The sequence below is a fragment of the Duffyella sp. Ts4 genome (genome assembly GCF_051851875.1).
In the GTDB taxonomy this organism is placed as follows: Bacteria; Pseudomonadota; Gammaproteobacteria; order Enterobacterales; family Enterobacteriaceae; genus Duffyella; species Duffyella gerundensis.
The window spans coordinates 1-23,207 of record NZ_JBLYPN010000025.1 but is presented as its reverse complement, the minus strand read 5'-3'; the positions used below and the strand labels follow the sequence as shown (position 1 = coordinate 23,207).

Below are 23,207 nucleotides of genomic sequence, written 5' to 3'. Positions count from 1 at the left end.
TATCAGTGATAGTGGATTTAACCTTCGTAAAGCGTCTGGTGCCGCGTCTCTTTACAGGCGATCAGCGCAATCAGCGTCAGCACCGCCATCGAGGCCAGATAGTAACCGACCGCATAGAGACCGTAATGTGCGGTCAGCCACGACGCAATGTAAGGCGCCACCGACGCGCCGAGAATCGAAGAGAGGTTATAAGAGAAAGAGGCGCCGGTATAACGTACTTCCGTTGGGAACAGCTCTGGCAGCAGCGCGCCCATCGGGCCGAACGTCAGGCCCATAATGCTCAGGCCGAGCAGCAGGAACGCCATCACCAGCGGCTGACTGCCAGAGCCAAGCATTGACGGGAACAGCAGCGAGAAACCGATAATCATCAGCGTAATCACAATCATGGTTTTACGGCGACCAAAGCGGTCAGCCAGCAGGCCCGCTATCGGTACCATCACGCCGAAACCGATCACCGCCACCATCAGCATCCACAGGAAGCTGTTACGCGAGAAGCCAAGACCCACCGGTGCAGGCGCCGTACCGTAACTCATTGAGTAAACGGTCATGATGTAGAACAGCGTATAGGTCGCCAGCATGATAAAGGTGCCAAGCACCGTGGCCATCAAATGCTTGCTGAGCAGCGTGCCCATCGGCATGCGCACCTGTTTCTTATCCTTCTGCACCTTCGCGAATACCGGGCTTTCATGCAGCGAAACGCGCACATAAAGCCCGACAATCACCAGCACCGCGGAGAGGATAAACGGTACGCGCCAGCCCCACTGCATAAACTGATCGTCAGTCAGTAACCAGGAGAGCAGAAGAAAGGTACCGTTGGCGAAGAAGAAGCCAATCGGTGCGCCAAGCTGTGGAAACGAACCGTAGAGCGCGCGTTTCTTCGCAGGCGCATTCTCCGTCGCCAGCAGCGCTGCGCCGCCCCATTCACCGCCCAGCCCCAGGCCCTGACCAAAACGCGCCAGCGCCAGCAGCAGCGGCGCAAATACGCCAATGGTGTCGTAGCCCGGCAGCAGGCCGATAACCACGGTCGAGACACCCATGGTCAGCAACGAGGCAACCAGCGTCGCCTTACGGCCAACGCGATCGCCAAAGTGGCCAAACACCGCGGAGCCGATCGGACGCGCGATAAAAGCGATGGCGAAGGTGGCCAGCGACTGTAGCGTGGCAACGGTTGCGTCACCCTGCGGAAAAAAGATATGCGGAAAGACGATAACCGCTGCAGTGGCATAGATATAAAAATCAAAGAACTCAATGGCGGTTCCGACCAGCGAAGCGATAACCACTTTGCTGCGAGAATTTACGGGCGCATTGGGATCGGTTTTGTCAGGTGATTCAGCGATGGAAGCGTGCATAAAGTTTTCTTATTTGTAAATTTAGATAAAGAATCTTACGCACAGCCCTGGCGGCATTCAATGCTGAAAACCCGCCACAAATGGCGCCATTTCGCCGAAAAAGAGGATAATGTCTGACATCTTGTCGTCAGTGGCGGATGGCAGGGCGAAAGCGCGGTTTTCTGGCGTGATTCACTGAAAAAAGGGTAAAGAAAAGTGAGGAGTTAGCGGTTAATGCTGGCTTTTGTATGATTAGTAGTCGAAGCGTGGCATTTTACGCTGGCATGAGAGAAACAGGCCGACGGGCGCCGGCCTGAGGAAAGTTACATTTTTTGATGCGTTACCGTCGACGTACCGGCGCCCACTTCTTTGTCATCGCGGTATTTCGCGGTGGCAATCCAGGCGGCGCAAAACAGCGTCAGGCGGGCAAAGAAATAGAAGAAGGCCATCAGGCCGAGCACCGAGCCAAAGGCGGCGCCCGAGGGTGAAGAGGCCAGCTTCGGCAGCGTCAGCGTCATGATGAATTTAATCACTTCAAAGCCGATGGCCGCCAGCAAGGTGCCGCGCAGCAATGCCCGGCGGCGGGTTTTATGGCGCGGCAGGATCCAGAAAATCCACAGGAACAACAAATAGTTGGCACACACTGAAATGGTCAGTGCGATGGCGGTTAACACCGGACGCAGCCATTCGATGCCATCCAGTCCCAGCGCGGTAACGATCGACGCCTGCGCCGAACCGGCCACTGACGTTAACGACAGCGTAATCACCAGCGCCAGCACCAGGCCAATTAGCGAGATAAAATCACGGGTGTATTTGAAATAGACCTTCTCTTTTTCATCCGCTTTGCGTTCCCAGACGTCGCGATACTGCGCGCGAATCGCCTCGCGCAGGTTGCCCATCCAGCTGATGCCGGAATAAAGCGCTACTGCCAGACCGGTCAAACCCACGGTGGTACGCTGCTGCACCGCGGTATTCACCGTGTTCTTCAGCGTGGTCGCCAGCACCGGATCGCTGATGTTATCGACCATCCGGTTGATGATTTCGGTGAGCAGATCGGGATGGGACGCCAGCATAAAACCCACGGCGGCAAACGACACCATCAAAATAGGGATCAGCGACAGAAACGAAAAGTAGGTAATTGCCGCGCCAAACTGGCTGCCCAGACGATCGTTAAAGCGTTCCGCCGCACGAATGAAGTGCGCTACGCTGTGATTCGCTTTAATGCGGTTAACCAGTTTGTTGAAGCGCGTGACCTGCGTATCCACCGTGTTGTTACCGGTTTTGATCGGGATCAGCGCGTCATCCTTCGCCTGGTTTTCTTTTTCGGCCGCAGCCCTGAGGTGCTCGTCAGTCTGTACCGGCGCTATCGGCTTGCTCGGCAGGGTATCGAGATGTTTATCGTGTTGCTCTTTGTCCGTCATGAAACCGGGCATCCTGTTTATTTACCTGAAAAAAAGAGTATAGACCGGCCAGCCGCAAGGTCATCGGGATGCGTCCCGAATTGCTGCGCCGCCTGTGCATTCAGCTGGCGTACGCTTTTACTACCTGGCCAAGCCACTCCATGAAAACGTGTACGCGGCGCGCCAGATTACGCCGATGCGGATAAATCAACGATACCGGCATCGGCTGCGCGGTAAAGCCGGGCAGCACCTCCACCAGCGTTTTCGCCTGCAACAGACTGGCCACGCCGACTCTCGGCACCTGAATAATGCCTAATCCGGCAATGCATGCTGCGCGATAGGTTTCCGTGCTGTTCACCGTCATCACGCCACCGGTCTGAATCGTACGGCTCTGTTTGCCATCGTAAAACTCAAAGCCCGACGGCAGGCTGCCCAGCTGCTGGCTGTAATGAATCATCGCGTGCTGCGCCAGATCCTCCGGCGTCTGCGGCGTACCGAACCGTTTAAGATAGTCGGCACTGGCGCAATTGACCATTCTGAGTTGCCCCAGCGTGCGGGCGATCAGGCCGGAATCGTGCAATGTGCCGACGCGCACCACGCAATCAAAGCCTTCGCGCACCACGTCAACCTGCCGATCGCTGCTGCTCAGCTCCAGCTCGATGCCGGGATAGTGCTGCATAAAGGTCGCCAGCTGTGGAATTACCGCCAGCGTGGCCATCGCCACCGGCATATCCACGCGCAGTTTTCCGCTTAGCGTGGCCGGATCGGCCTGAAACAGCGCGTCGGTATCATCCAGCAGGCTCAATATTTCACGGCAGCGATCGTAATAGACTTGACCATCCTGCGTCAGCTGCACCCGACGCGTGGTGCGATGCAGCATTCGCGTACCGAGTTGATTTTCCAGCGCCTGCACCTGACGTGAGACGCTGCCTTTAGGCAAGCCGAGGCTGGTCGCCGCGCGGGTAAAACTTTCCATTTCCGCCACGCGCACAAAAATCTGCATTGCCTGAATTTTATCCATTTGTGCACCGATTGTTGTTGAGAATGAAACAGTGAAACGCATTTCGGCAGCTTTATCGCCGTTGTCGTTAGGAATATCGTTAATTTCACAGGTTCACAACAACAGGAAACAGGAAATGAGCACAAAAATCGCATTGATCACCGGCGGCAGCCGCGGTTTAGGGCGAAATGCCGCCCTGAAGCTGGCTAAAAAGCACCATGATGTCATTTTGACCTGGCACAGTCAGCAGCAGGAAGCCGAAGCGGTGGTGGCGGAAATTGAACAGCTTGGTGGCCGCGCAGCCGCGCTGCGTCTGGATGTCAGTGACAGTAACAGCTTCAACGCCTTCGCTGCTGAGGTGAAAAATCTGCTCAATGAAAAATGGCAGCGTCAGCAGATTGATTATTTACTGAACAATGCTGGGGTCGGCATGCACAAGCCTTTTATCGACACTACCGCCGCGGATCTCGACAACCTGTATCAGGTGCATGTCAAAGGGCCGTTTTTGCTGACCCAGGCGCTATTGCCGCTGCTGGCCGACGGCGGCCATATTTTGAACGTCTCCAGCGGATTGACGCGCATCATTCTGCCCGGTTGCAGCGCCTATGCGATGATGAAAAGCGCGATGGAAACCTTAACGCGTTATCAGGCGAAAGAGCTGGGCGCGCGGCGGATCCGCGTCAATATTCTCGCGCCGGGTGCCATTGAAACTGACTTCAACGGCGGTGGCGTGCGTGATAATCCAGAGATGAATCGTTGGGTCGCCGCGCAAACGGCGCTGGGCCGGGCGGGTCAGCCCGATGATATCGGTGACGCAATAGCCTTGTTGCTGAGCGATGAAGCGGGCTGGATCAATGCCCAACGCATTGAAGCGTCGGGCGGTCAGTCAATTTGAGCAGGGAATCAGAGCCGGATGGTGCCGTCGATCACCGTCACCGTCTGGCCGGCAATCCAGATCGTCTCGCCGTCGAAGCGCACCTGCAGGCGGCCATTGCGCCCCAGCTGCGTGCCCTGGCGCACCGCGTAATCCGTGGTGTGGCCCTGCGAGGCGAGCCAGCGTGCCAGGCAGGCGTTGGCGCTGCCGGTGACTGGATCTTCCGTCAGTGAGCCGTTTTCCACCAGCAGACCGCGCACTTCAAACTGTTCTGCCGCATCGTGCAACGGGCCAAACGGCATCGCGCCGCTGACGCCCGCTTCCTGCAACAGCGCTGCCAGTTCGCTAACCTGCGGCTGCGCTGCCAGCACCGCCTCGGCCGATCGCATCGGAATCAACAGCCAGCGAATGCCCATATCGACCACGCTCATGGCTAGCTGCTCATCAATATCCGCGCTGTTGAGCGCCGCGCCAGCCCGATCGCTGGCAAACGGCGTTATCACCGCGGCGGGCGCGGCAAAGGCCAGCGAACCGTCGGCCGCAATCGCCAGCTTCACCAGCCCAACGGCGCACTCCTGCACCAGTTCACCGGCGCGCTTTGGCTGCAAACCCGCCTCCAGCAGCGCATGCGCGGTGCCGAGCGTCGGATGTCCGGCAAACGGCAGTTCGCCATCCACGGTAAAAATACGCACGCGATAATCTGCCTGCGCATCTTCTGCGGGCAGCACAAAAGTGGTCTCTGAAAGGTTGGTCCAGCGGGCAATCTCCGCCATCTGCCGATCGGTTAACGACGCGGCATCCAGCACCACCGCCAGCGGATTGCCATTGAAAGGTGCGGACGTAAATACATCGACCTGCTTAAACGCGACACGCTGTGACATGGTTTTCTCGTATAGTGAAAGATGCACTATAACTACGTGGGCAGCGGGCCTGCGTCAATAAGCAGAAGGAAGGCTGACATGCTGAAAATTTTGGGCCGCGATTCATCAATCAACGTGCGCAAAGTACTGTGGCTGTGCGATGAGCTCTCCATTCCCTGGGAGCGCGAAGAGTGGGGCGATGGCTTCCGTTCCACGCGCGATCCGGCGTTTCTGGCGCTGAATCCCAACGCGCTGATTCCGGTGATCAAAGACCAGGATCTGGTGCTGTGGGAGTCCAACGCCATTTTGCGCTATCTGGCCAATACTTATCAGGGTGAAGCCCTCTACAGCCCACAGCCGCGCGAACGTGCGCCGATCGATCAGTGGATCGACTGGCAGGCCACCGAGCTGAATACCGCCTGGCGTTATGCTTTTATGTCGCTGGTGCGCCATTCGCCTGCCCATCAGGATCCACGGCTGCTGGCGGCAGCCTGTAAAGGCTGGACGCACAGCATGAGCATTCTTAATCAGCAGCTGGAAAAAACCGGACGTTACGTCGCGGGACGCCACTTCTCGCTGGCCGATATTCCCATCGGCCTGTCGGTAAACCGCTGGTATGAAACGCCGCTGGATCACGCAGATTTTCCGGCGGTGCGCACTTACTATGAGCGGCTGACCGAGCGCAGCGGTTACGCCCGTTGGGGACGCAACGGCACGCCTTAGTTTTCTGGCGCGATGCCGCTCATTTCACAGGCCAGCGCGCCGGTACGGGCGATGGCATAACGGTAGCGTGCCTCAAACGGGTAGCAGCAGGAGAGGCGCAACGCATGGGCGCCACGATCGCTCAGCGTGTAGAGCGAGCCGGGCGTTACGCAAATCTTCTCCTGCAACAGCCGGTGAAACAGCGCGATGCTGTCGACATTGCCGGGCAGCTCCAGCCAGAAGACAAACCCACCTTGCGGCAGCGTCGCCCGCGTACCGGCAGGAAAATGGCGGGCGATCAGGCTGCGCGCTTCGTCGAGGTTGGCAGCGTAGCGGCGGCGCAGATGGCGCAGATGATGATCGTAACCGCCGCTGGCCAGAAATTCCGCCAGCGTTTCCGACAGCAGTGCCGATTCAGCCATCGACGACACCGCCTTCAGCCGCGCAATCTGCTCGCTGAAACGGCCCGCTGCCATCCAGCCAATGCGAAAGTCGGGCGCCACGGTTTTGGTATAGCTGGTGCAGTAAATCACCCAGCCCGCCTCATCAAAGGATTTCACCGTCGGCGACAGCGGCGCATGAAACTGCAGTTCGTCATACAGCCCATCTTCAATCAGCGGGATCTGCCAGGTATTCACCAGTTTCGCCAGCCGTTTTTTACTCTCCAGCGGCATGCTACAACCCAGCGGATTCTGAATGCCCGGCATGGCGATCAGCGCGTTAATGCGTTTTTCGCGCAGCAGGAGTTCCAGCGCATCCAGCGACAGCCCGTGCTGTGGATCGGTCGGAATCTCAATCGCTTTCAGGCCCAGCGAATCGAGCAGGGTAAACAGAAAAAAGTAGGTCGGCGATTCCAGACCGACGCAGTCGCCAGGTTTGGTCACCGTGCGCAACGCCAGCTGGAGCGCTTCCATACAGCCATGAGTGACGGTGATCGCCTGCGGCGTCAGCGACATGCCGGCGTTAAGCGCGCGCCGGGCGATCTCCTCGCGCAACCGTTCGCTGCCCGGCGGCAGCGCGTATTTGCCAATCATCAGCGGGTTACGGCGCAGCAGCGTGGTGGTAATGCGCGCCAGCCTGGCGGTGGGATAAAGCTCGCCATCCTGCGGACAGGCCAGCGAAATATTGGTGTAATCAGGATGATTCTGCGCGGCGAATACCGCTTCAATCAGGTCGAGCTTGGCGCTGCTCACCGAGGCCACCTGCGCACGATGACGGCTTTTTTTCTCCACGCCGGGCAATACCGCACGTACGTAGTAACCCGACTGCGGTCGCGCCTCGATCAAACCGCGATCCTCCAGCAGCTGCCAGGCGTTGATCACCGTATTGACGCTGACCGACTGCGTATCCGCCACACGTCGAATCGCGGGCAGCCGTTTACCGGGCTGTAAAGTGCCGCTGTGAATGGCGGCGGCGTAGTGATCGGCCAGCTGTTGATAGCGGGTGGATGGTTGCGGTTCGATAGCGGACACAGTTGCCTCCGGAAGCAATGGGTACAATTCATTTTTTACAAAATTGTACCCATTACAATAGCGGAATCGTGTGGCTGTTACCATTATCGGCTGCGGCTTATGATGATGGCTCTTACTCAGCCGCCGGAGATGGTTATGCTCGATCCCTCGTTTTTCAGCTATGTCACCGTGATGTCGATTACGCCAGGCCCGAACAATCTGCTGCTGGCCACTTCTGGTGTGAATTTTGGCCTGCGCCGCACGCTGCCAATGGCGTTCGGTATTATGTTGGGCTGCGGGATCCAAACGGTGATTACTGGGCTGGCGCTGGAGGGATTGCTGCACTGGATGGGCGCGATTCGTCTGCCATTAACGCTGGCGGGCTGTGCTTATCTGCTCTGGCTGAGCTGGAAAATCTTTCGTTCTTCGGCACCGGCCCTGCGTGAAAGCCCGCGGCCAATGAGCGTGCTTAACGGCGCACTGTTTCAGGCGGTAAATCCCAAAGCCTGGCTGATGGCCAGCAACGTGGCGCTGCTGTATGCCGCCGACAGTCCGGTCATGGTGATCATGCTGAGCTTTATGATGATGAACCTGCCGTGCATCCTGGTGTGGGCGGCGTTGGGCGATCGCCTTGGTCAGCATTTGCAGGTCAACTGGAAGCGGCAGCTGTTCAACAGCGTAATGGCACTGTCGCTGGTGGTGACCACGCTGTGGATGCTGGTAGACGTATTACGCTAACGCTCTGGCGGCTTCCCTGCCGCCACCGCGCTTACTCCGGTGCGCCTTCACCGCATTGTGAAGGCCATTTCCAGCCCTGCACCTCCGGTAAATCTTCCCCGTATTCCCGCACGTAACGATGGTGCTCCGCCAGTTTCTCCGCCAGCGTATCCAGCACGTCGCCATGCTTCTCCGCCAAACCCGGCACGCGTAAAATCGCTTCCTGCGCCAGATGAAAACGATCCAGCTCGTTCAGCACCGTCATATCGAACGGCGTGGTGGTGGTGCCTTCCTCCATAAAACCACGCACGTGGAAATTGCGGTGATTATTGCGCTTGTAGGTCAGACGATGGATCAGCGATGGATAGCCGTGGAAGGCAAAAATCACCGGTTTATCGCGGGTAAATAACGCATCAAACTCCGCATCTGCTTTGCCGTGCGGATGCTGCTCCTGCGTTTGCAGCGCCATTAAATCCACCACGTTAACCACGCGTACGCTGAGATCGGGCAGATACTGACGCAGCAGATCCACCGCCGCCAGCGTCTCCATAGTCGGCACATCACCGGCGCAGGCCATGACCACATCCGGCTCGCTGCCCGCGTGCTCATTGCCGGCCCACGGCCAGCTGCCCATACCCGCCTCACAATGCTTCACCGCGGCATCCAGCGTCAGCCATTGCGGCGCAGGCTGTTTACCGGCGACGATCACGTTGATGCGATCCCAGGTTTTCAGACAGTGATCGCCGACCCACAACAGCGTATTGGCATCGGGCGGCAGATAAATGCGCACAATGTCCGCTTTCTTGTTGGCAACGTGATCGATAAAGCCAGGATCCTGATGGCTGTAGCCATTGTGGTCCTGACGCCAGACGTGCGAAGAGAGCAGGTAATTCAGCGAGGCTACCGGCGCGCGCCAGGGCAAGGAACGCGACACCTTGAGCCATTTCGCATGCTGGTTAAACATCGAGGCGACAATGTGAATAAACGCCTCATAACAGTTAAACAGGCCGTGACGTCCGGTCAGTAAATAGCCCTCCAGCCAGCCCTGACACTGATGCTCACTCAGGATCTCCATGACCCGGCCATCGCTGGCCAGCTGCTCATCGTAAGGTTTGATCGCCTCCATCCAGGTGCGACTGGTCACGTCAAACACCGGCGTCAGGCGATTAGAGGCGGTTTCATCCGGGCCGAAGAGGCGAAAATTATCCTGATTCTGCGTAAACAGCGCGCTCAGATAGCGGCCCAGAATTTCGGTGGACTGCGCCTGGGTTTCGCCCGGCCTGGTCACCGCAATGGCATGATCTGCCAGCGCGGGCGTTACCAGCTCACGCCGCAAGCGACCACCGTTAGCGAATGGGGTGGCACCCATACGCTTGTCGCCTTCAGGGGCAAGCGCACGCAGCTCGGGTTTAAGCCTGCCCTGTTGATCAAACAGCGTGTCCGGCTGATAGCTACGCAGCCACTGTTCGAGGATCTCGCGGTGGCCTTCATCATCGCGGCAGTTGGCCACCGGCACCTGATGTGCGCGCCAGAAGTCCTCTACCTTTTTGCCATCCACGGTTTTGGGGCCGGTCCAGCCTTTGGGGCTGCGCAGAATAATCATCGGCCAGCGCGGCAGGCTTACCGCATCGCTGCCGTTGCGCGCCTGCTGCTGATACGCACGAATTTTATCCAGCGCACTGTCCAGCGCGGCGGCCATCAGCGGGTGCATTTTTTGCGGATCGTCGCCGCAAACAAACAGCGGCTCATAGCCGTAGCCGCTAAACAGCTGATGCAGATCGTCATCGCTGGCACGACCGAGCAGCGTGGGGTTAGCAATTTTATAGCCGTTGAGATGCAGGACAGGCAGCACTGCGCCATCGCGGCGTGGATTGAGAAACTTAATGCCATGCCAGCTGGAAGCCAGCGGCCCGGTTTCTGCTTCGCCATCACCAATGACACACGGCACCACTAAATCGGGATTATCGAAGGCGGCACCAAAGGCATGCGACAACGAGTAGCCCAGCTCGCCGCCCTCATTAATCGAACCGGGCGTTTCTGGCGCTGCGTGGCTGGGAATGCCGCCAGGAAATGAGAACTGTTTGAACAGTCGCTGCATGCCTGCGGCGTCGTCGCTGACCTGCGGATAAATCTCGCTGTAAGTGCCTTCCAGCCAGGTATTGGCCACCATGCCCGGACCGCCGTGGCCGGGACCGCACACGTAAATCATATCGAGATCGCGCTGGCGGATGGCGCGATTCAGGTGCGCATAAATGAAGTTAAGGCCCGGCGTGGTGCCCCAGTGGCCGAGCAGGCGCGGTTTGATATGTTCCGGTTTTAGCGGTTCACGCAGCAGCGGGTTATCCATCAGATAAATTTGGCCGACCGAAAGATAGTTCGCGGCGCGCCAGTAGCGATCGAGCAGGGTGAAGTCAGATTCAGCGTAAGCTGGCAGTGACTGAGACATGCAGATTCTCCTGTGAGTGGCGTCACAGATGCGAGCAAGCCAGGCTTTACCGGCACCTGCTGAAACGGAATACTTCTTAACCCTGGACGAAGAAGTGGGGTTAAGCCACTTTCCACAGCCTTTTAGGACATTCTGCCCGGAGCATAATCTGATGCATTTTCCGTCCGACCTGTGGCTAACCGGCATCGTGGTCGCCATGACCATTCTGCTGTGGGCCACCGCGCGCCTGCCTGAATTTATCACCGCACTGCTGTTTTTTGCCGCCGCGATGCTGCTGCATATCGCACCGGCGGCCACGGTATTCAGTGGTTTTGCCTCTTCAGCGTTCTGGCTGGTGCTGAGCGGATTTATCCTTGGCGTGGCGATTCGTCAAGTTGGCCTGGCCGACCGGCTTGCCAGCCTGCTGGTGATGCCGCTGAGCCGCTCCTGGCCGCGGATGATCGGCGGCGTCATTGTTCTCAGCTATCTGCTGGCGTATGTCATGCCGTCTAATATGGGGCGCATCGCGCTGTTGATGCCGGTGGTCGGGGCGCTGGCACGGCAGGCCAACATTGCTGAGGGTAGCCGCGGTTGGACAGGACTGGCGCTGGCGGTAGGCTTTGGCACCTTTCAGCTCTCCGCCAGCATTTTACCGGCCAACGTGCCGAATCTGGTGATGAGCGGTGCGGCAGAAAACGCGTTTCATCTGCATCTGGCATGGATGCCGTGGTGGTTCTTACATACGCCGGTGGTTGGCATCATGAAGGGCGTGCTGCTGATGCTCTGCCTCTGCTGGCTGTTTCCCGGTCGACCCAAACCGGTGATCGGCAGGCTTAAGCAGCCGCCCTTAAGCAACGATGAACGGCGGCTAATGGTCATTCTTGCTCTGACGCTGCTGTTCTGGATGACCGACAGCCTGCACGGTATTTCCCCCGCCTGGATCGGCCTGGCCGCTGCCTGTGTCTGTTTGCTGCCGCGTATCGGGTTTGTCTCCGGCGATGCCTTTGCCAGCGGCGTCAATTTCCGCACCTGCTTGTATGTCGCGGCGATCCTCGGCGTGACCGCGGTGGTGGTGGAGTCGGGATTGGGTGCAGTGATTGCTCACGGCCTGCTGGCGATAACGCCGCTCAGCCCGCAACAGCCGTTCATCAGCTTTTTGTCGCTGAGCGCGCTCACCTCGGCGCTGAATTTTGTGGTCACCGCCAACGGCGTGCCAGCAATGTTCACGCCGATGGCGCAGCAGTTTGCCGGGGCATCAGGGTTTCCGCTGCTGACAGTAATCATGATCCAGGTGCTGGCCTACGCCACGCCGCTGCTGCCTTATCAGGCATCGCCCATTGTGGTGGCCATGGCGCTCGGCAAGGTCTCGCCGCGTGATGGTGTGCGCCTCTGTGTATGGCTGGCGGTGCTCAGTGCGCTGCTTTTGTTGCCGCTAAACTATCTCTGGTTTCGAGTGCTTGGCTACGTATAAAAACAAAAAAGGGCGAACCGACGTTCGCCCTGATGATCGATCGGCGTGGCCGATTATTTACCCACTACCGCGCCGGTTGATGAATCTTCATCGTTCGCCACCAGCGTAGCCAGCGTGTAGTCGAGCTGCAGAATACGGCTGGTGGTCGCCAGCACGTGCTCGGTTGCCGCCACGTTGCCACTGAGCTTCTGACCATAAGAAGGAATCAGCGTCTTCAGTTTCGCCTGCCACTCTGGCGAGGCCATCTGCGTTTTGAACACTTTGCTCATTAGCTCGATCATGATCGGTGCTGACGTTGATGCGCCCGGAGACGCGCCCAGCAGCGCTGAGATACTGCCATCGGCTGAGGCAACAACTTCGGTGCCCAGACGCAGCACACCGCCTTTTTTCTCATCTTTTTTGATGATCTGCACGCGCTGTCCCGCTTTCACCAGATACCAGTCTTCTGGCCGCGCTTCCGGCAGGTATTCCTGCAGCGCCTGATGACGATGCTCATCGGTTTGCAGCACCTGACCTACCAGATATTTGACCAGGTCAACGTTGTCGATGCCCACGCGTGCCATGGGCAGCAGGTTGGAGCCATTCATTGCGCCAAACATATCCAGCAGCGAACCGCTTTTCAGGAAGCGGGTAGAGAAGGTAGCGAACGGGCCAAACAACAACACCTGTTTGCCATCCAGCATACGCGTATCAAGATGCGGTACCGACATCGGCGGCGCGCCCACCGCGGCTTTACCATAAACCTTCGCCAGATGACGCTTCACCACTTCCTGATTTTCCGTCACCAGGAAAGAGCCGCCCACCGGGAAACCGGCATAGCCTTTTGCTTCCGGCACGCCCGCTTTTTGCAGCAGCGGCAGCGCGGCGCCACCGGCGCCAATAAAGATCTGTTTCGCCCGGATAACCTGCTGCGCGCCGCCGTTATTCAGATCCACCAGCGTGACCTGCCAGCGGCCGTCGGCCAGGCGCGTAATATCACGTACGTCGTGGCGCAGCTTCAGGGAAAATTGCGGATGCTTGCACAGCGCGGCGACCAACTGGCGGGTAATTTCGCCAAAGTTGACGTCGGTGCCCATTAAGGTGCGGGTTGCGGCAACCTTTTGTTTCGCATCACGGCCTTTCATTACCAGCGGCACCCAGCGGGCAATCTGCTGCGGGTCTTCTGAATATTCCATGCCGCGAAACAGCGAGTTTTTTTGCAGCGCATGATAGCGCTTGCGCAGGAAGTCGACGTTTTCGTCGCCCCAGACGAAGCTCATGTGCGGTGTAGTCTGAATGAAACTGCGCGGATTGTGCAGCACGCCTTTCTGCACCAGTGAGGCCCAGAACTGACGCGACACCTGGAAGGCTTCGTTGATTGCCACGGCTTTATCGATATTGACCGAGCCGTCTGCGTTTTGCGGCGTGTAGTTCATCTCAGCCAGTGCAGCGTGACCGGTACCGGCATTGTTCCAGCCGTTTGAACTCTCGGCGGCCACCTGATCCAGTCGCTCAACCAGCGTTACCGTCCAGTCTGGCTCCAGCGCCTGCAAATAGGTGCCGAGCGTGGCGCTCATGATGCCGCCGCCGATCAGCAGCACATCGACCTCTTTTTGCCTGTCGGCAACTGCTTCCGGGCTGGCACCAATAGCATTCATACTCAGCGCCAGCAGTGATGATGATTTACGCATGGGGCAACGTCTCCATCTGTCGGCCAATCAACCAACAGGTTTTTTGCAGATGAAAGGTCCCGCTTCTCAGGAGCGAGTTGAGCCATTTCATTCAGATAAAAAGTAAGAGGTATTCACGCTTCCGTACGGGTTATTTGGGTTAACCACAGGTTATACGTGCAGCCGGAAATATAACATTACCGCAGATTTTTTAAACATTTGTTCAAATTTTAAATGCGGAAATGATTCAGCATTAGCGAAAGTGATAATGCAGTCACAGTTTACCAGGCAGGTGTTAAGGATATGTTAATTTAAAGTTGGCGACAATGCCGGAAAGCGAATTCCTTCCGGCAGCGAAAATTTACACCCGAAAAAAGCGGCGCCAGACGAAGCGGATGAGGAAGAATTCAAGCGTACCGAGCAGCAGAAACCACAGCCCAAATACGATGGTATAGAGCTGGCCAAGATCGCTGAAGTGAAACAGCGTCATCAAATGGTTTGCCAGCTGAAGGCCGAAAGCGGGCGCGGGCAATAACAGCGCTGAGAGAAAACCCAGCAGTAAAATCGAGCCGGGCATCGCCAGCGCTTCAAAAGGATTGTTCATAGCTTTCTGTCCGTTGTAGAGAGGCGACATTGTCAGCGAAAGCGCATCGGGGTTCAATGATGATGGCGAGAACAGTCATGAACGCTGTCCGCAGCGGGCAGGGAAACTGAAGCAGAAGGCAAACAGATCGCGCAGACAATCGAGCAATGAAGTGAAGCGAACGCGACATCGGGCGGTTACACAGCAGCCAGAACCCGTGGTGAAGTGATTTTTTGTGACGTGGATCAAATTTTGTTGCCGATAAAAGCGCCGTTATGTATAATTTTTTTGTATATCCCTAACAAATTTTGAATCAGGCCATTGTTATGCGTCGTTTTATCAAATACGTGTTTCGCACTTATGTGAATACTTTCAAACACGTACCGCCGGGCGCCATGTCGTAACCGGCTGACAGACACCCTCGATAATCGCGGTCAGGGATCGACCGATGATTATCACCTTTTTGCTATTTTGCATCGCTTCCTGTCCAGCTTTTCTGCCACGCATTCTTTAGCATCATGTCCTGACTTTTATGCCTGGTGCATTCCTGCCTGAAGCTGATAGTGGGTAAGCAGCCGCTGAATCGCGTTGAGCGCAGCGATCACTTCCTTATCATCTGGCAATTTTTGATGGTAAACCATATGAACAAAGGCACCGTAGAATTCATCTTTAAGATTGTGCCAATACTGATCGGGTAGAGTAAAAATCGGAATGGTATTTAATGGCAGTTCAAGCCAGTTGCCTGCCTGTTTAAATTGCGCCAAATCGTTTTCAATGACTACTGCCAACATTGTATTAAGTTTGTTTTCTCTCAGTGAGGTAAAATATTTCTCATGGCGCAATATCATGCAGATATCATAAATATGTCTTATTTTTAACTTTAATTGCTTTTCCGGCTCAGCTGAGCGAGCTGCTTTAACAAGTGCAACAACTTTTTCTATTAACGTCCTTTCTACACTCAATGTAAGCAGCGGAAAAGTTTGAAGCTGATACCGTTCGATTATACTCGTATGGTTATAATGGCGTAAAAAGTCGCCAACAAGACAACCAATCTGCGATTCTATTACAGGTTCTGGTAAACTAAATGCGCTTATTTCTAATAAAATTGACTGCGAAGCCTGGCCGAACTCGCCCTGAAAGTGTTGTGGATAGCGGTAATAGGTTTTGCGAAATATACTGCCTTTACTTTCTCCGGCATGACCAGGTAATGGGATCAGATCTGAAGTAATTCTGATTTCGGTATTTTTCATAAATGTTTTAATCTGATTGCCGTTACAGCCTGGCATCAGAACAGCAAGATCAATATCTTCCGAAAAACGCTCAATGATGCGTGATGCCTTTGCTAAAGCAGTACCGCCTTTAAAGATTAACTGGCTGTTCAAATCATACTGACTAAGGCGTAATAAAAGAAGCGTAACCCAATAGTCTTTCTCTATATAAAGTTCGGGTATGTTGAAATGATGTGCTGTTGCTAAAACGGTCTCCTTAAATACTGCGTCATCCATGTGCAAATGCATTGCATTATTCCCTACGTTATCCGAAAGCGCGATCCCGGATTTAGTGATTTACGTAATCGTTCTTCCAATTGGCTGGAGAATGAAGCGATTATCTTTGCCAATATAAATCGTGTGGCAGGGGGATAATACGCGATAGCCGTATTGATTAAATTTTCTATTTTAATATTGTTGTTATTCTGGATTAGCGATCGCAATCTTACTATTGTTGTTGCAACAGACGTATCAGGTATTTGTGATATAGTTCGCACTACATCCAATATTTCCAGGTAAGGAATGTTATCTTCAGTAATGGGGGCCTTGCTGGGAATTATTTTTACGCTGAAGTTTCCCAGGTTTTTATTTTGCCGGGAGCCGTTACGCGCTATTGTTACGGTCATTGGTAATTGAGTTGTCAAACCAAACCGACTGTATAGATTGAAGCTGGTAATATACCCCGTTCGTTTTCCATTCTCAAATAACAGCGGCCGCAGTTTTTCACTGTCTGTAGGCTGTTGTTGGCCAAACATACCCGTTTTCGGGCGATAAAATTGCCCTTTGGCAAAGCGCGCCAGCTCACCGGAAGCCACCAGGCGGCTCAGTGCTTTCGACAGGCTGTTGGGCGCACTTTTCCAGGCCGGAAAATCACGGCTGACAATGATCTTACCCGGCGGTGTTGCAGCAACCTGCCGGGCAACCTGCTGTTGAATGCTCATCTGCGCCTCCGGGTAAAACGGTTATTTTATCAACAGCCGCTCAGGTGACAAGTTTTTCGCGTGAAAAACATGACAAGAAGCCAACGTGTTGTCCATAAAGAAAGCGATAAACAGCGGCTCAGGCATGTTCAGCCAGCGGCGCCAGTAAAGCCTGATGTGACCGTGCAACAGGTGATCGGCTCTCTTACCCAGTGTCCACAATTTCTACGCACAGGCGAATTCTGCGTGCTGGTTAGCGACGTTAATGCGTGTGCTGTGCTGACAGGCAGCACGCGCCCTGTCGCCAAAGCACGCTCCTGTCGATGCCTGCGCAAAACTGAGGCTGCTGTCACGGCGAACGCCTTATCCTGATGAGCGCATCATGCTGAAGATAACGCTTTTTTAATCTGCCTCACCTTTCTGCTTTCCCACACTGCGCGTAATGCTCCTACACTCAAACTGGCAACCCTGACAGGAGCGACGCATGAAAGAAAAAACGCAGCGTAACGGCAAACAGCGTGCCCTGATGGTGGCAATGGCGGCCGGAATGGCGGGCACGGTGTGGGGAATAAAGAAGTGGCGGGCATTACAACAGACGCCGCCGGTGGGCATTCACAGTCATCACGCCGGGCTGGCCGGTTATTATCAGCAGGTAGGCCGCTGGCGAATATTTACCCGCGCGACGGCAAAGCCGATGCCCGGTTTACCGGTGGTGTTGATTCATGGTCTGGTGCTGTCGGGCCGTGCAATGGAAGATTTGGCCATTGCGCTGTCATGGGATTTCCGCGTGCTGGTGCCCGATCTGCCGGGCTATGGTGCCAGCGCGATGCCAGCGGCGTCGCCGACGCTGACGGTCGATCAGCAGGCCGATGCGCTCTGGCAGTGGATGCAGCACAACGATATTCCCCGCGCGCTGTTTATCGGCAACTCTTTTGGCTGTCAGGTGCTGGCCGCGTTAGCGGTGCGGCATCCTGAAGCGGTGGCCGCGCTGGTCTTGCAGGGCCCGACGGTGGATCGCCATGCGCGTTTTCTGCCGGTACAAATGTGGCGCGACTGGCGCAACGGCCGACGCGAAAAATTTCACTCTCCTGCGTCGCTGAGCCGTGTCGACTACGCCAAAGCCGGTGTTTTTCGCGCGCTGGCATCGATACGCATCATGATGCGTGACCGCATTGAGCAGCGGCTGCCTTATATTCAGGCGCCCACGCTACTGGTGCGTGGCTCACGTGATGTGGTCTCACCGGCGCGCTGGATTGAAGAGATGGACGCGCTGCTGCCGGACAGTGAAATTCTGACACTGCAGCAGGGCACGCATACCCTGAACTACGTCTATCCATGGAATTTCTGCCGCGCGATTCGTCCTTTCCTGATGGCTAACCGGGAGCATGATCATGAGTAAAGCGCCACGGGGCATCGCCCGTTTTGACTCTGCCGCCGCCATGGTTGCGGCGCTCGCTTCGGCATTGCATCAACAGCCCTTCAGCAGCCCGAGCCAGTCGCCCGCGCTTGATCGCCTGTTGCCCGCCTTAAATCGCCTGCCCGATACGCTGCGCGAATGGGGCTACGCCATTGGCGGCATGGCGGAAGGCATTACCCTGAAAAAAGCGCAAAAGCTCGATGTAGAAGGTATTAATCAGTGGATGTGTGAGCAGTATCCGCAGCGTGATTATCCGGCGGCTTTTATCGGTTCCTCCAACGGCGCGATGGTGCACCTCGCCTCGGCGATGGGCATCCCCTGGCTGCCGCAGACCTTTCTCTGTCCGGTACGCTCGCTGGACAACGATCCTGATGATGCCCAACGCGGATTTGAACAGGGCAGGCCGGTGATTGATGCGCTGCTGACGGTGTCGCCGCATCTTGCCGTACATCACATACAGGACCCGAATCAGGATCGACTGATGCTCGATCAGATGTCTTATTTCCGGCTCAAGCAGCGCCGCCTGACCTTATCGACCAAAGAGTTTCTGCTCAGCTCTCTGCCGCCCGGCTCCACGCTGATCGTCAATCATTGCCGCCAGAGCTGGCCGGTGACGCGCACCAACGATCGCGCCTGCTTCCAGTTCGGTGCGCTCGGCGGGGCCAGCGAACAGGAGTATTTCACCGGCGGGCCGCGTGTGGCGGAGTATCTTGCGCGCTACGGTGTCGATCGTGATCGCTGGCAGCCGCCAGAACCCAACGCCCGGCTGCCGGAGGCAGAATGGGGATTCGATCCGGCGCTATTGTCGGAACTGCGTGAGCTGGCGGCCGATCAGAACTGGACGCTGCTGGAGCTGAGCTACGAGCATCCGGAAGATCTCAGCTTTGTGACGGCGGAAATTTATCGCGACTGGTACATCGCAGCGGGCATTCTGCCGACGCGGCTGGTGGTCGATAATTTCCTGCTGATGGACCCGTGGGTGACCCAGCAGCTGCACGCGATACCGTTCTGGCTGGTGTTCTGCACTGAACCGTCGGCGAATAATCTGCAGCGTTTTCTCGATAAACAGCCACCGTTTAACCATATCGATATGCTGTTGTTTTCACACGGCACCGAAAGCATCGGCATGGCACCGATTGCGCGCTGGCAGCAGCTACTGGATTGTGCCAAAGAAGAAGGGGCGTTTGTGGGGGCGGATGCTGAACGTTACCCGCGCGATTTCGCCACGCTGTCGCGTTTTGATGAGGCGCTACAGCAGCGAGCACCGTTGCAGGCGCCGCCACCGCCGCTGGCGCTGGATAAGCTCATTAGCGGAATCCAGCGCTACGGCGAAAAATTTGGCGTCACGCTGACGCCGTTATAAGAGGTTAGGGTACCTGGTCGACGATCGGTTTTTTCACCATGAACAGATAGGCCATGGCGCCCACCACCGTCACACAAGCACAGATGGTCAGTGCCAGGCTAAAGGATTTGGTGGTATCGAGGATCCAGCCGGTAATCACCGGGGCAAAGGACGCAAAGATAAAGCTGGCAAAGTTCTGGATGCTGCCGACCGATGCAGTCATGCGTGCGGTGACGTTAACGTGAATCAACCCCCAGCAGGAGGTGCCGGCAAAGTGAATACAGAACAGCGCCATGCCGATAATCAATACTGCACTGCCGGTGCTGTCGGCGCGGGTCACCACCGCGGTGAAGGCCGCTGACAGCAGCATACCGGCCACAATACAGACCTTACGGGTTTTCACCGCCTGCATGCCACGCTTGACCAGTGCATCCACCACGTAACCGTTGAGCAGCATGCCCGCGGCGCCGAACAGGAACGGAATGGCGGTCAGCCAGCCGGTGCTTTTCAAATCCAGATTGTAAGTCGACTGCAGATAGCCGGGCAGCCAGGCGATATAGAGCCACGCGGTATAGTTGATGCCGCTAAAGCCAATCATCATTCCCCACATGGTGCGGTTTTTAAACAGCCCGCGCCATTCTGCAAAGCTCATCGGCTCCTTGCGTGCCGCCACGCTGCCCGCCTGCAAATAGTGAATCTCTTCGGCACTAAGAATGTTGTTATCACGGTTGCGATAGAGCATGTACCAGCCAATGGCCAGTACCATGCCGAACACGCCGATGGTGATAAACATGCCGCGCCAGCCCATCACCATCATCATCGCCGCCAGAATCGGCGGGCTGATCGCCAGACCAATCATCGACGACGCGTTGAAAAAGCCCATCGGCATGCCGCGTTCTTTGATGTTGAACCAGTCGTTGATCACCTTGACGCCGCACGGGTTCATCGGCGCTTCACCGATGCCAAGACCGATGCGCACGAGGATAAAATGCGTGAAGTTGTTTACCAGCCCGGAGAGCGCCTGAAAAAACGACCAGACAAACATGCCGATACCGAGCATGATGCGCGGCCCTTTGCGATCCAGCAACGCGCCGCAGGGCAGCTGGGCAATGCCATATGCCAGCGAAAAGGCAGAGAGCAGCAGACCAATTTCCGTAGCTGACAGCCCCATCTCCTGACGAATAGTCATATTCGCGACGGACAGCGAGCTGCGGTCGAGATAGTTAATCACCGCTGCCAGCAGCAGCAGCGTCATGGCGGTAATTTGAATCTTACGGATGCGTGGCGAACGGACCAGCGCGCCGCGCGCCGGAATAAATTCATCGCCTGGTGGTGTTGAGACCGTATCACTTTTACGGCCGGTAATATTTTCCATTGCCATCTCCCAGCAGGGTAGGACGCGTTGTTGTCGGGTAAGGAACTTACCGTTTCATGAGCCTGAAGGCTGTAAGCAGACTAATGAGTGTGACGGGAGATGTTGCTAAGTTGTTTCATTTCCGTGCAGCAGGTTCCGCTTCACGGTTTTTAATCGGTTTTTAATTGCGCTGATACTGGTTGATCGAGCGGATCATGGAAGATTTGGCGGTGGCGAGATGACGATGCAGCGCTCGCTGGGCATTGAGATCCTGGCGGTGGATCATCGCGGTCAGGATCGCCATATGTTCTTCCAGTGCAATGATATTGCGCTGCTTGAGATCGCTTTCGTCCCACTGATAGTGCGAATGAAAAATCACCGAAATAATCTCCATCGACTGATTAAAAAAGACGTTGTTGGCCGCTGACAGAATCAGCGTGTGCATCGCCTTATCCAGCTCCGCAAAACGACGATAGCTGCTGGCGATGCTGTCACGCAGCTCGCGGTGACGGTCGAGCAGATCGCGAATGCGTATCCAGCGTTCATCACTGGCGGGCAGATTAATAAAGCGATTCAGCGCGTGGGTTTCCAGCATTTCCCGCAGTTCAAATAGCTGCTCGGCATAGGCCTGATCGAATTTTTTCATCCGCCAGTGGCCGCGTCGTACCGGCTCCAGCAGGTCATAGCGCATAAAACGCAGCAGGAATTCGCGTACCACCACCGGGCTGACTCTCATCGTCTGCGCCAGCTGTAATTCAGAAAAGTTATCGCCTGCCAGCAGCTGTCGCTGATTGATCATCTGGAAAAAGGCTTCCTCAACGCGCGCCGCCTGTTCGGCAATCGGCAGAGCAACGTCGGCAAGGCGATCTTCGCCCGCGGGCTGACGCACGATAACGTAGCTGTCATGCACTTTTTCCAGCACGCCGCGCTGATGTAAATAGTGCAGCGTATGGCGCACCGTGGTGCGACTGATGTTAAACATTTCTGCCAGCGCAGCCTGTGGCGGCAGCGGTGACGGAATATGACGCTGCTCAATGCCATCCAGCATCTGATTAATCACGTTGTGACGTAAATCCTGACTACGGCTCATGACGGTTTCCGGTTTTTTATCCATTAAAAACCATGCAAAGCCCAAAAAAACGCTGTGTTGTCACAGTTCTGTACACAGGGTGCGCTGCTGTCGGCGATTATTGGTCATAACAGCGCAGTGATAACAGGAGATTAACAATGACAACGATGAATACGCTGGTCTGTGCCGAACCGCGCAGCATGCAGTGGCAAACCCGTGAGAAACCCACTGCGCAGCCGGGCGAAGCGCTGCTGAAAATAGTGGCGGCCGGCATTTGCGGCACCGACATTCATGCCTGGGGCGGCAATCAGCCGTTCTTCAGCTATCCACGCGTGCTGGGCCATGAACTTTGCGGCGAAGTGGTGGCGTTGGGCAGCGGCGTCAGCGATTTTCACGTCGGTCAACGCGTGGCGTTGATGCCTTATCTCTCCTGTCAGCACTGTGGTGCCTGCCAGAGCGGCAAGAGCAACTGCTGTGAAAATATCTCGGTGATTGGCGTGCATCAGGATGGTGGCTTTTGCGATTTCCTCAGCGTGCCGGTGAGCAATCTGCTGGCTGTTGATGCGCTACCGCCTGAAGCGGCGGCATTGATTGAGCCGTTCGCCATCAGCGCCCATGCGGTGCGCCGGGCGGCCATTGTCGCGGACGATCATCTGCTGGTGGTGGGTGCCGGGCCGATCGGCCTTGGCGTCGCCGCCATTGCCGCCGCTGCGGGGGCAAAAGTGGTGGTGGCAGACACCAGCGATTTTCGCCGTGATCACGTGGCGCAGCAGCTTGGCCTGGTGACGCTGAACCCGCTCGATGCCGGTTTTGATGCGGCGCTACGCGATCAGTTCAACGGCATGCTGGCAGAAAAGGTGATCGACGCCACCGGCAGTCCGGCAGCAATGAACGGCGTGGTGAACCTGATTCGGCACGGCGGTAGCGTGGTGTTTGTCGGCCTGCACAAAGGCGATCTGGTGATTCCCGACAGCGATTTCCACAAGAAAGAGACCACCCTGATGGGCAGCCGCAACGCCACGCGCGAAGATTTTGACAAGGTGCGCGAGCTCATGGCCGCAGGCAGCCTACGCGCCGACATGATGTTTACCCATCGCTTTGCGTTTGCTGGCTTGGCAGATGAGTTTGAGGAGGGAGTGATTAATAACCGTAATCTGATTAAAGGCGTGGTGTTTTTCTGAGGATCAGCAACGATATGGGTTTGCCCGGAGGCGGGCGGCCTTTTGTGGGCCAAGTCAAAGGCTATTTCTTTCTGCCTTGCAGGCGGCGTTTTTAAGGGCCAGGTCAAGGACCATTTCGTTCTGCCTTGCAGGTGAGCTTTTAAGGTCAAAGGCGATTTCGTTCTGCCTGAAGGCAGCCCGAGCAGGGCCGGCAGTC

At 56.3% G+C, this 23,207-nt stretch carries 20 protein-coding genes; 8 read left to right on the top strand and 12 right to left on the bottom strand.

Annotation, left to right across the window (positions count from 1 at the left end; genetic code table 11):
* Nucleotides 1–17 precede the first annotated feature (17 nt).
* From ACJY2L_RS19810 to ACJY2L_RS19800, 3 genes are all read right to left on the bottom strand, one after another.
* Nucleotides 18–1,349 (bottom strand): MFS transporter, encoded by a 1,332-nt coding sequence (locus ACJY2L_RS19810; RefSeq protein WP_067426807.1) that lies wholly within the window; start codon nt 1,347–1,349, stop codon nt 18–20.
* A gap of 302 nt (nt 1,350–1,651) precedes the next feature.
* Nucleotides 1,652–2,749, bottom strand: coding sequence for an inner membrane protein YhjD (gene yhjD / locus ACJY2L_RS19805; protein ID WP_439214371.1), 1,098 nt, complete (start codon nt 2,747–2,749; stop codon nt 1,652–1,654).
* A gap of 100 nt (nt 2,750–2,849) precedes the next feature.
* A complete protein-coding gene (locus ACJY2L_RS19800; RefSeq protein ID WP_439214370.1) occupies nt 2,850–3,749 on the bottom strand; it encodes a LysR family transcriptional regulator in 900 nt (299 codons plus the stop codon).
* A gap of 115 nt (nt 3,750–3,864) precedes the next feature.
* Here ACJY2L_RS19800 and ACJY2L_RS19795 point away from each other — a divergent pair, with 115 nt between their 5' ends.
* Nucleotides 3,865–4,623, top strand: coding sequence for an SDR family NAD(P)-dependent oxidoreductase (locus ACJY2L_RS19795; RefSeq protein ID WP_439214369.1), 759 nt, complete (start codon nt 3,865–3,867; stop codon nt 4,621–4,623).
* Nucleotides 4,624–4,631: 8 nt separating this feature from the next.
* On the opposite strand, the gene ACJY2L_RS19790 is transcribed toward ACJY2L_RS19795, so the two are convergent.
* Nucleotides 4,632–5,483 carry a PhzF family phenazine biosynthesis protein gene (locus ACJY2L_RS19790; RefSeq protein WP_439214368.1) on the bottom strand — a complete coding sequence of 284 codons (852 nt, stop codon included), beginning with the start codon at nt 5,481–5,483 and terminating at the stop codon, nt 4,632–4,634.
* 78 nt (nt 5,484–5,561) lie between these two features.
* Here ACJY2L_RS19790 and ACJY2L_RS19785 point away from each other — a divergent pair, with 78 nt between their 5' ends.
* The gene (locus ACJY2L_RS19785) at nt 5,562–6,185 is read left to right on the top strand and encodes a glutathione S-transferase family protein (protein WP_439214367.1); all 624 of its coding nucleotides are present in this window, start codon (nt 5,562–5,564) and stop codon (nt 6,183–6,185) included.
* Here the strand turns inward: ACJY2L_RS19785 and ACJY2L_RS19780 are convergent.
* On the bottom strand, nt 6,182–7,636 hold the full coding sequence (locus ACJY2L_RS19780) for a PLP-dependent aminotransferase family protein (RefSeq protein WP_067426825.1): 1,455 nt from the start codon (nt 7,634–7,636) through the stop codon (nt 6,182–6,184). The two genes, ACJY2L_RS19785 and ACJY2L_RS19780, sit on opposite strands and share 4 nt — an antisense overlap.
* Before the next feature lie 135 nt (nt 7,637–7,771).
* Here ACJY2L_RS19780 and ACJY2L_RS19775 point away from each other — a divergent pair, with 135 nt between their 5' ends.
* Nucleotides 7,772–8,353, top strand: a complete 582-nt coding sequence (locus ACJY2L_RS19775) for a LysE family translocator (protein ID WP_067426829.1) — start codon at nt 7,772–7,774, stop codon at nt 8,351–8,353.
* Between the two features lie 31 nt (nt 8,354–8,384).
* Here ACJY2L_RS19775 and ACJY2L_RS19770 read toward each other — a convergent pair whose 3' ends face one another.
* Nucleotides 8,385–10,778, bottom strand: a complete 2,394-nt coding sequence (locus tag ACJY2L_RS19770) for a phosphoketolase family protein (protein ID WP_439214366.1) — start codon at nt 10,776–10,778, stop codon at nt 8,385–8,387.
* Between the two features lie 28 nt (nt 10,779–10,806).
* On the opposite strand from ACJY2L_RS19770, the gene ACJY2L_RS19765 reads away from it, so the two are divergent.
* Nucleotides 10,807–12,228, top strand: a complete 1,422-nt coding sequence (locus ACJY2L_RS19765; RefSeq protein WP_439214365.1) for an SLC13 family permease — start codon at nt 10,807–10,809, stop codon at nt 12,226–12,228.
* Nucleotides 12,229–12,281: 53 nt separating this feature from the next.
* Here the strand turns inward: ACJY2L_RS19765 and mqo are convergent, their stop codons facing one another.
* Both mqo and ACJY2L_RS19755 read right to left on the bottom strand, forming a co-directional pair.
* Nucleotides 12,282–13,898 (bottom strand): malate dehydrogenase (quinone), encoded by a 1,617-nt coding sequence (gene mqo, locus ACJY2L_RS19760; RefSeq protein WP_439214364.1) that lies wholly within the window; start codon nt 13,896–13,898, stop codon nt 12,282–12,284.
* A 340-nt stretch (nt 13,899–14,238) separates the two neighbouring features.
* Nucleotides 14,239–14,481: a DUF1158 family protein gene (locus ACJY2L_RS19755; RefSeq protein WP_067426839.1), complete on the bottom strand. Its 243-nt coding sequence runs from the start codon at nt 14,479–14,481 to the stop codon at nt 14,239–14,241.
* A 305-nt stretch (nt 14,482–14,786) separates the two neighbouring features.
* On the opposite strand from ACJY2L_RS19755, the gene azuC reads away from it, so the two are divergent.
* Entirely contained in the window at nt 14,787–14,864 is a 78-nt protein-coding gene (gene azuC, locus ACJY2L_RS19750) for a stress response protein AzuC (protein WP_225701779.1), read from the top strand.
* A 126-nt stretch (nt 14,865–14,990) separates the two neighbouring features.
* Here azuC and ACJY2L_RS19745 read toward each other — a convergent pair whose 3' ends face one another.
* Both ACJY2L_RS19745 and ACJY2L_RS19740 read right to left on the bottom strand, forming a co-directional pair.
* Nucleotides 14,991–15,965, bottom strand: a complete 975-nt coding sequence (locus ACJY2L_RS19745; protein WP_439214363.1) for a nucleotidyl transferase AbiEii/AbiGii toxin family protein — start codon at nt 15,963–15,965, stop codon at nt 14,991–14,993.
* 23 nt (nt 15,966–15,988) lie between these two features.
* The gene (locus ACJY2L_RS19740) at nt 15,989–16,669 is read right to left on the bottom strand and encodes a DUF6088 family protein (protein WP_439214362.1); all 681 of its coding nucleotides are present in this window, start codon (nt 16,667–16,669) and stop codon (nt 15,989–15,991) included.
* Nucleotides 16,670–17,132: 463 nt separating this feature from the next.
* Between ACJY2L_RS19740 and ACJY2L_RS19735 the strand changes: the two genes are divergently transcribed.
* Nucleotides 17,133–18,047, top strand: coding sequence for an alpha/beta fold hydrolase (locus ACJY2L_RS19735; protein ID WP_439214361.1), 915 nt, complete (start codon nt 17,133–17,135; stop codon nt 18,045–18,047).
* On the top strand, nt 18,040–19,428 hold the full coding sequence (locus ACJY2L_RS19730) for a hypothetical protein (RefSeq protein ID WP_439214360.1): 1,389 nt from the start codon (nt 18,040–18,042) through the stop codon (nt 19,426–19,428). The genes ACJY2L_RS19735 and ACJY2L_RS19730 overlap by 8 nt, the downstream gene beginning before the upstream one ends.
* 4 nt (nt 19,429–19,432) lie before the next feature.
* Here ACJY2L_RS19730 and ACJY2L_RS19725 read toward each other — a convergent pair whose 3' ends face one another.
* Both ACJY2L_RS19725 and ACJY2L_RS19720 read right to left on the bottom strand, forming a co-directional pair.
* On the bottom strand, nt 19,433–20,782 hold the full coding sequence (locus ACJY2L_RS19725; RefSeq protein WP_371317213.1) for an MFS transporter: 1,350 nt from the start codon (nt 20,780–20,782) through the stop codon (nt 19,433–19,435).
* A gap of 160 nt (nt 20,783–20,942) precedes the next feature.
* Nucleotides 20,943–21,851: a GntR family transcriptional regulator gene (locus ACJY2L_RS19720; protein WP_187487106.1), complete on the bottom strand. Its 909-nt coding sequence runs from the start codon at nt 21,849–21,851 to the stop codon at nt 20,943–20,945.
* Between the two features lie 137 nt (nt 21,852–21,988).
* Between ACJY2L_RS19720 and ACJY2L_RS19715 the strand changes: the two genes are divergently transcribed.
* Nucleotides 21,989–23,011: a zinc-binding alcohol dehydrogenase family protein gene (locus ACJY2L_RS19715; RefSeq protein WP_439214359.1), complete on the top strand. Its 1,023-nt coding sequence runs from the start codon at nt 21,989–21,991 to the stop codon at nt 23,009–23,011.
* The last annotated feature ends 196 nt before the right edge of the window (nt 23,012–23,207 follow it).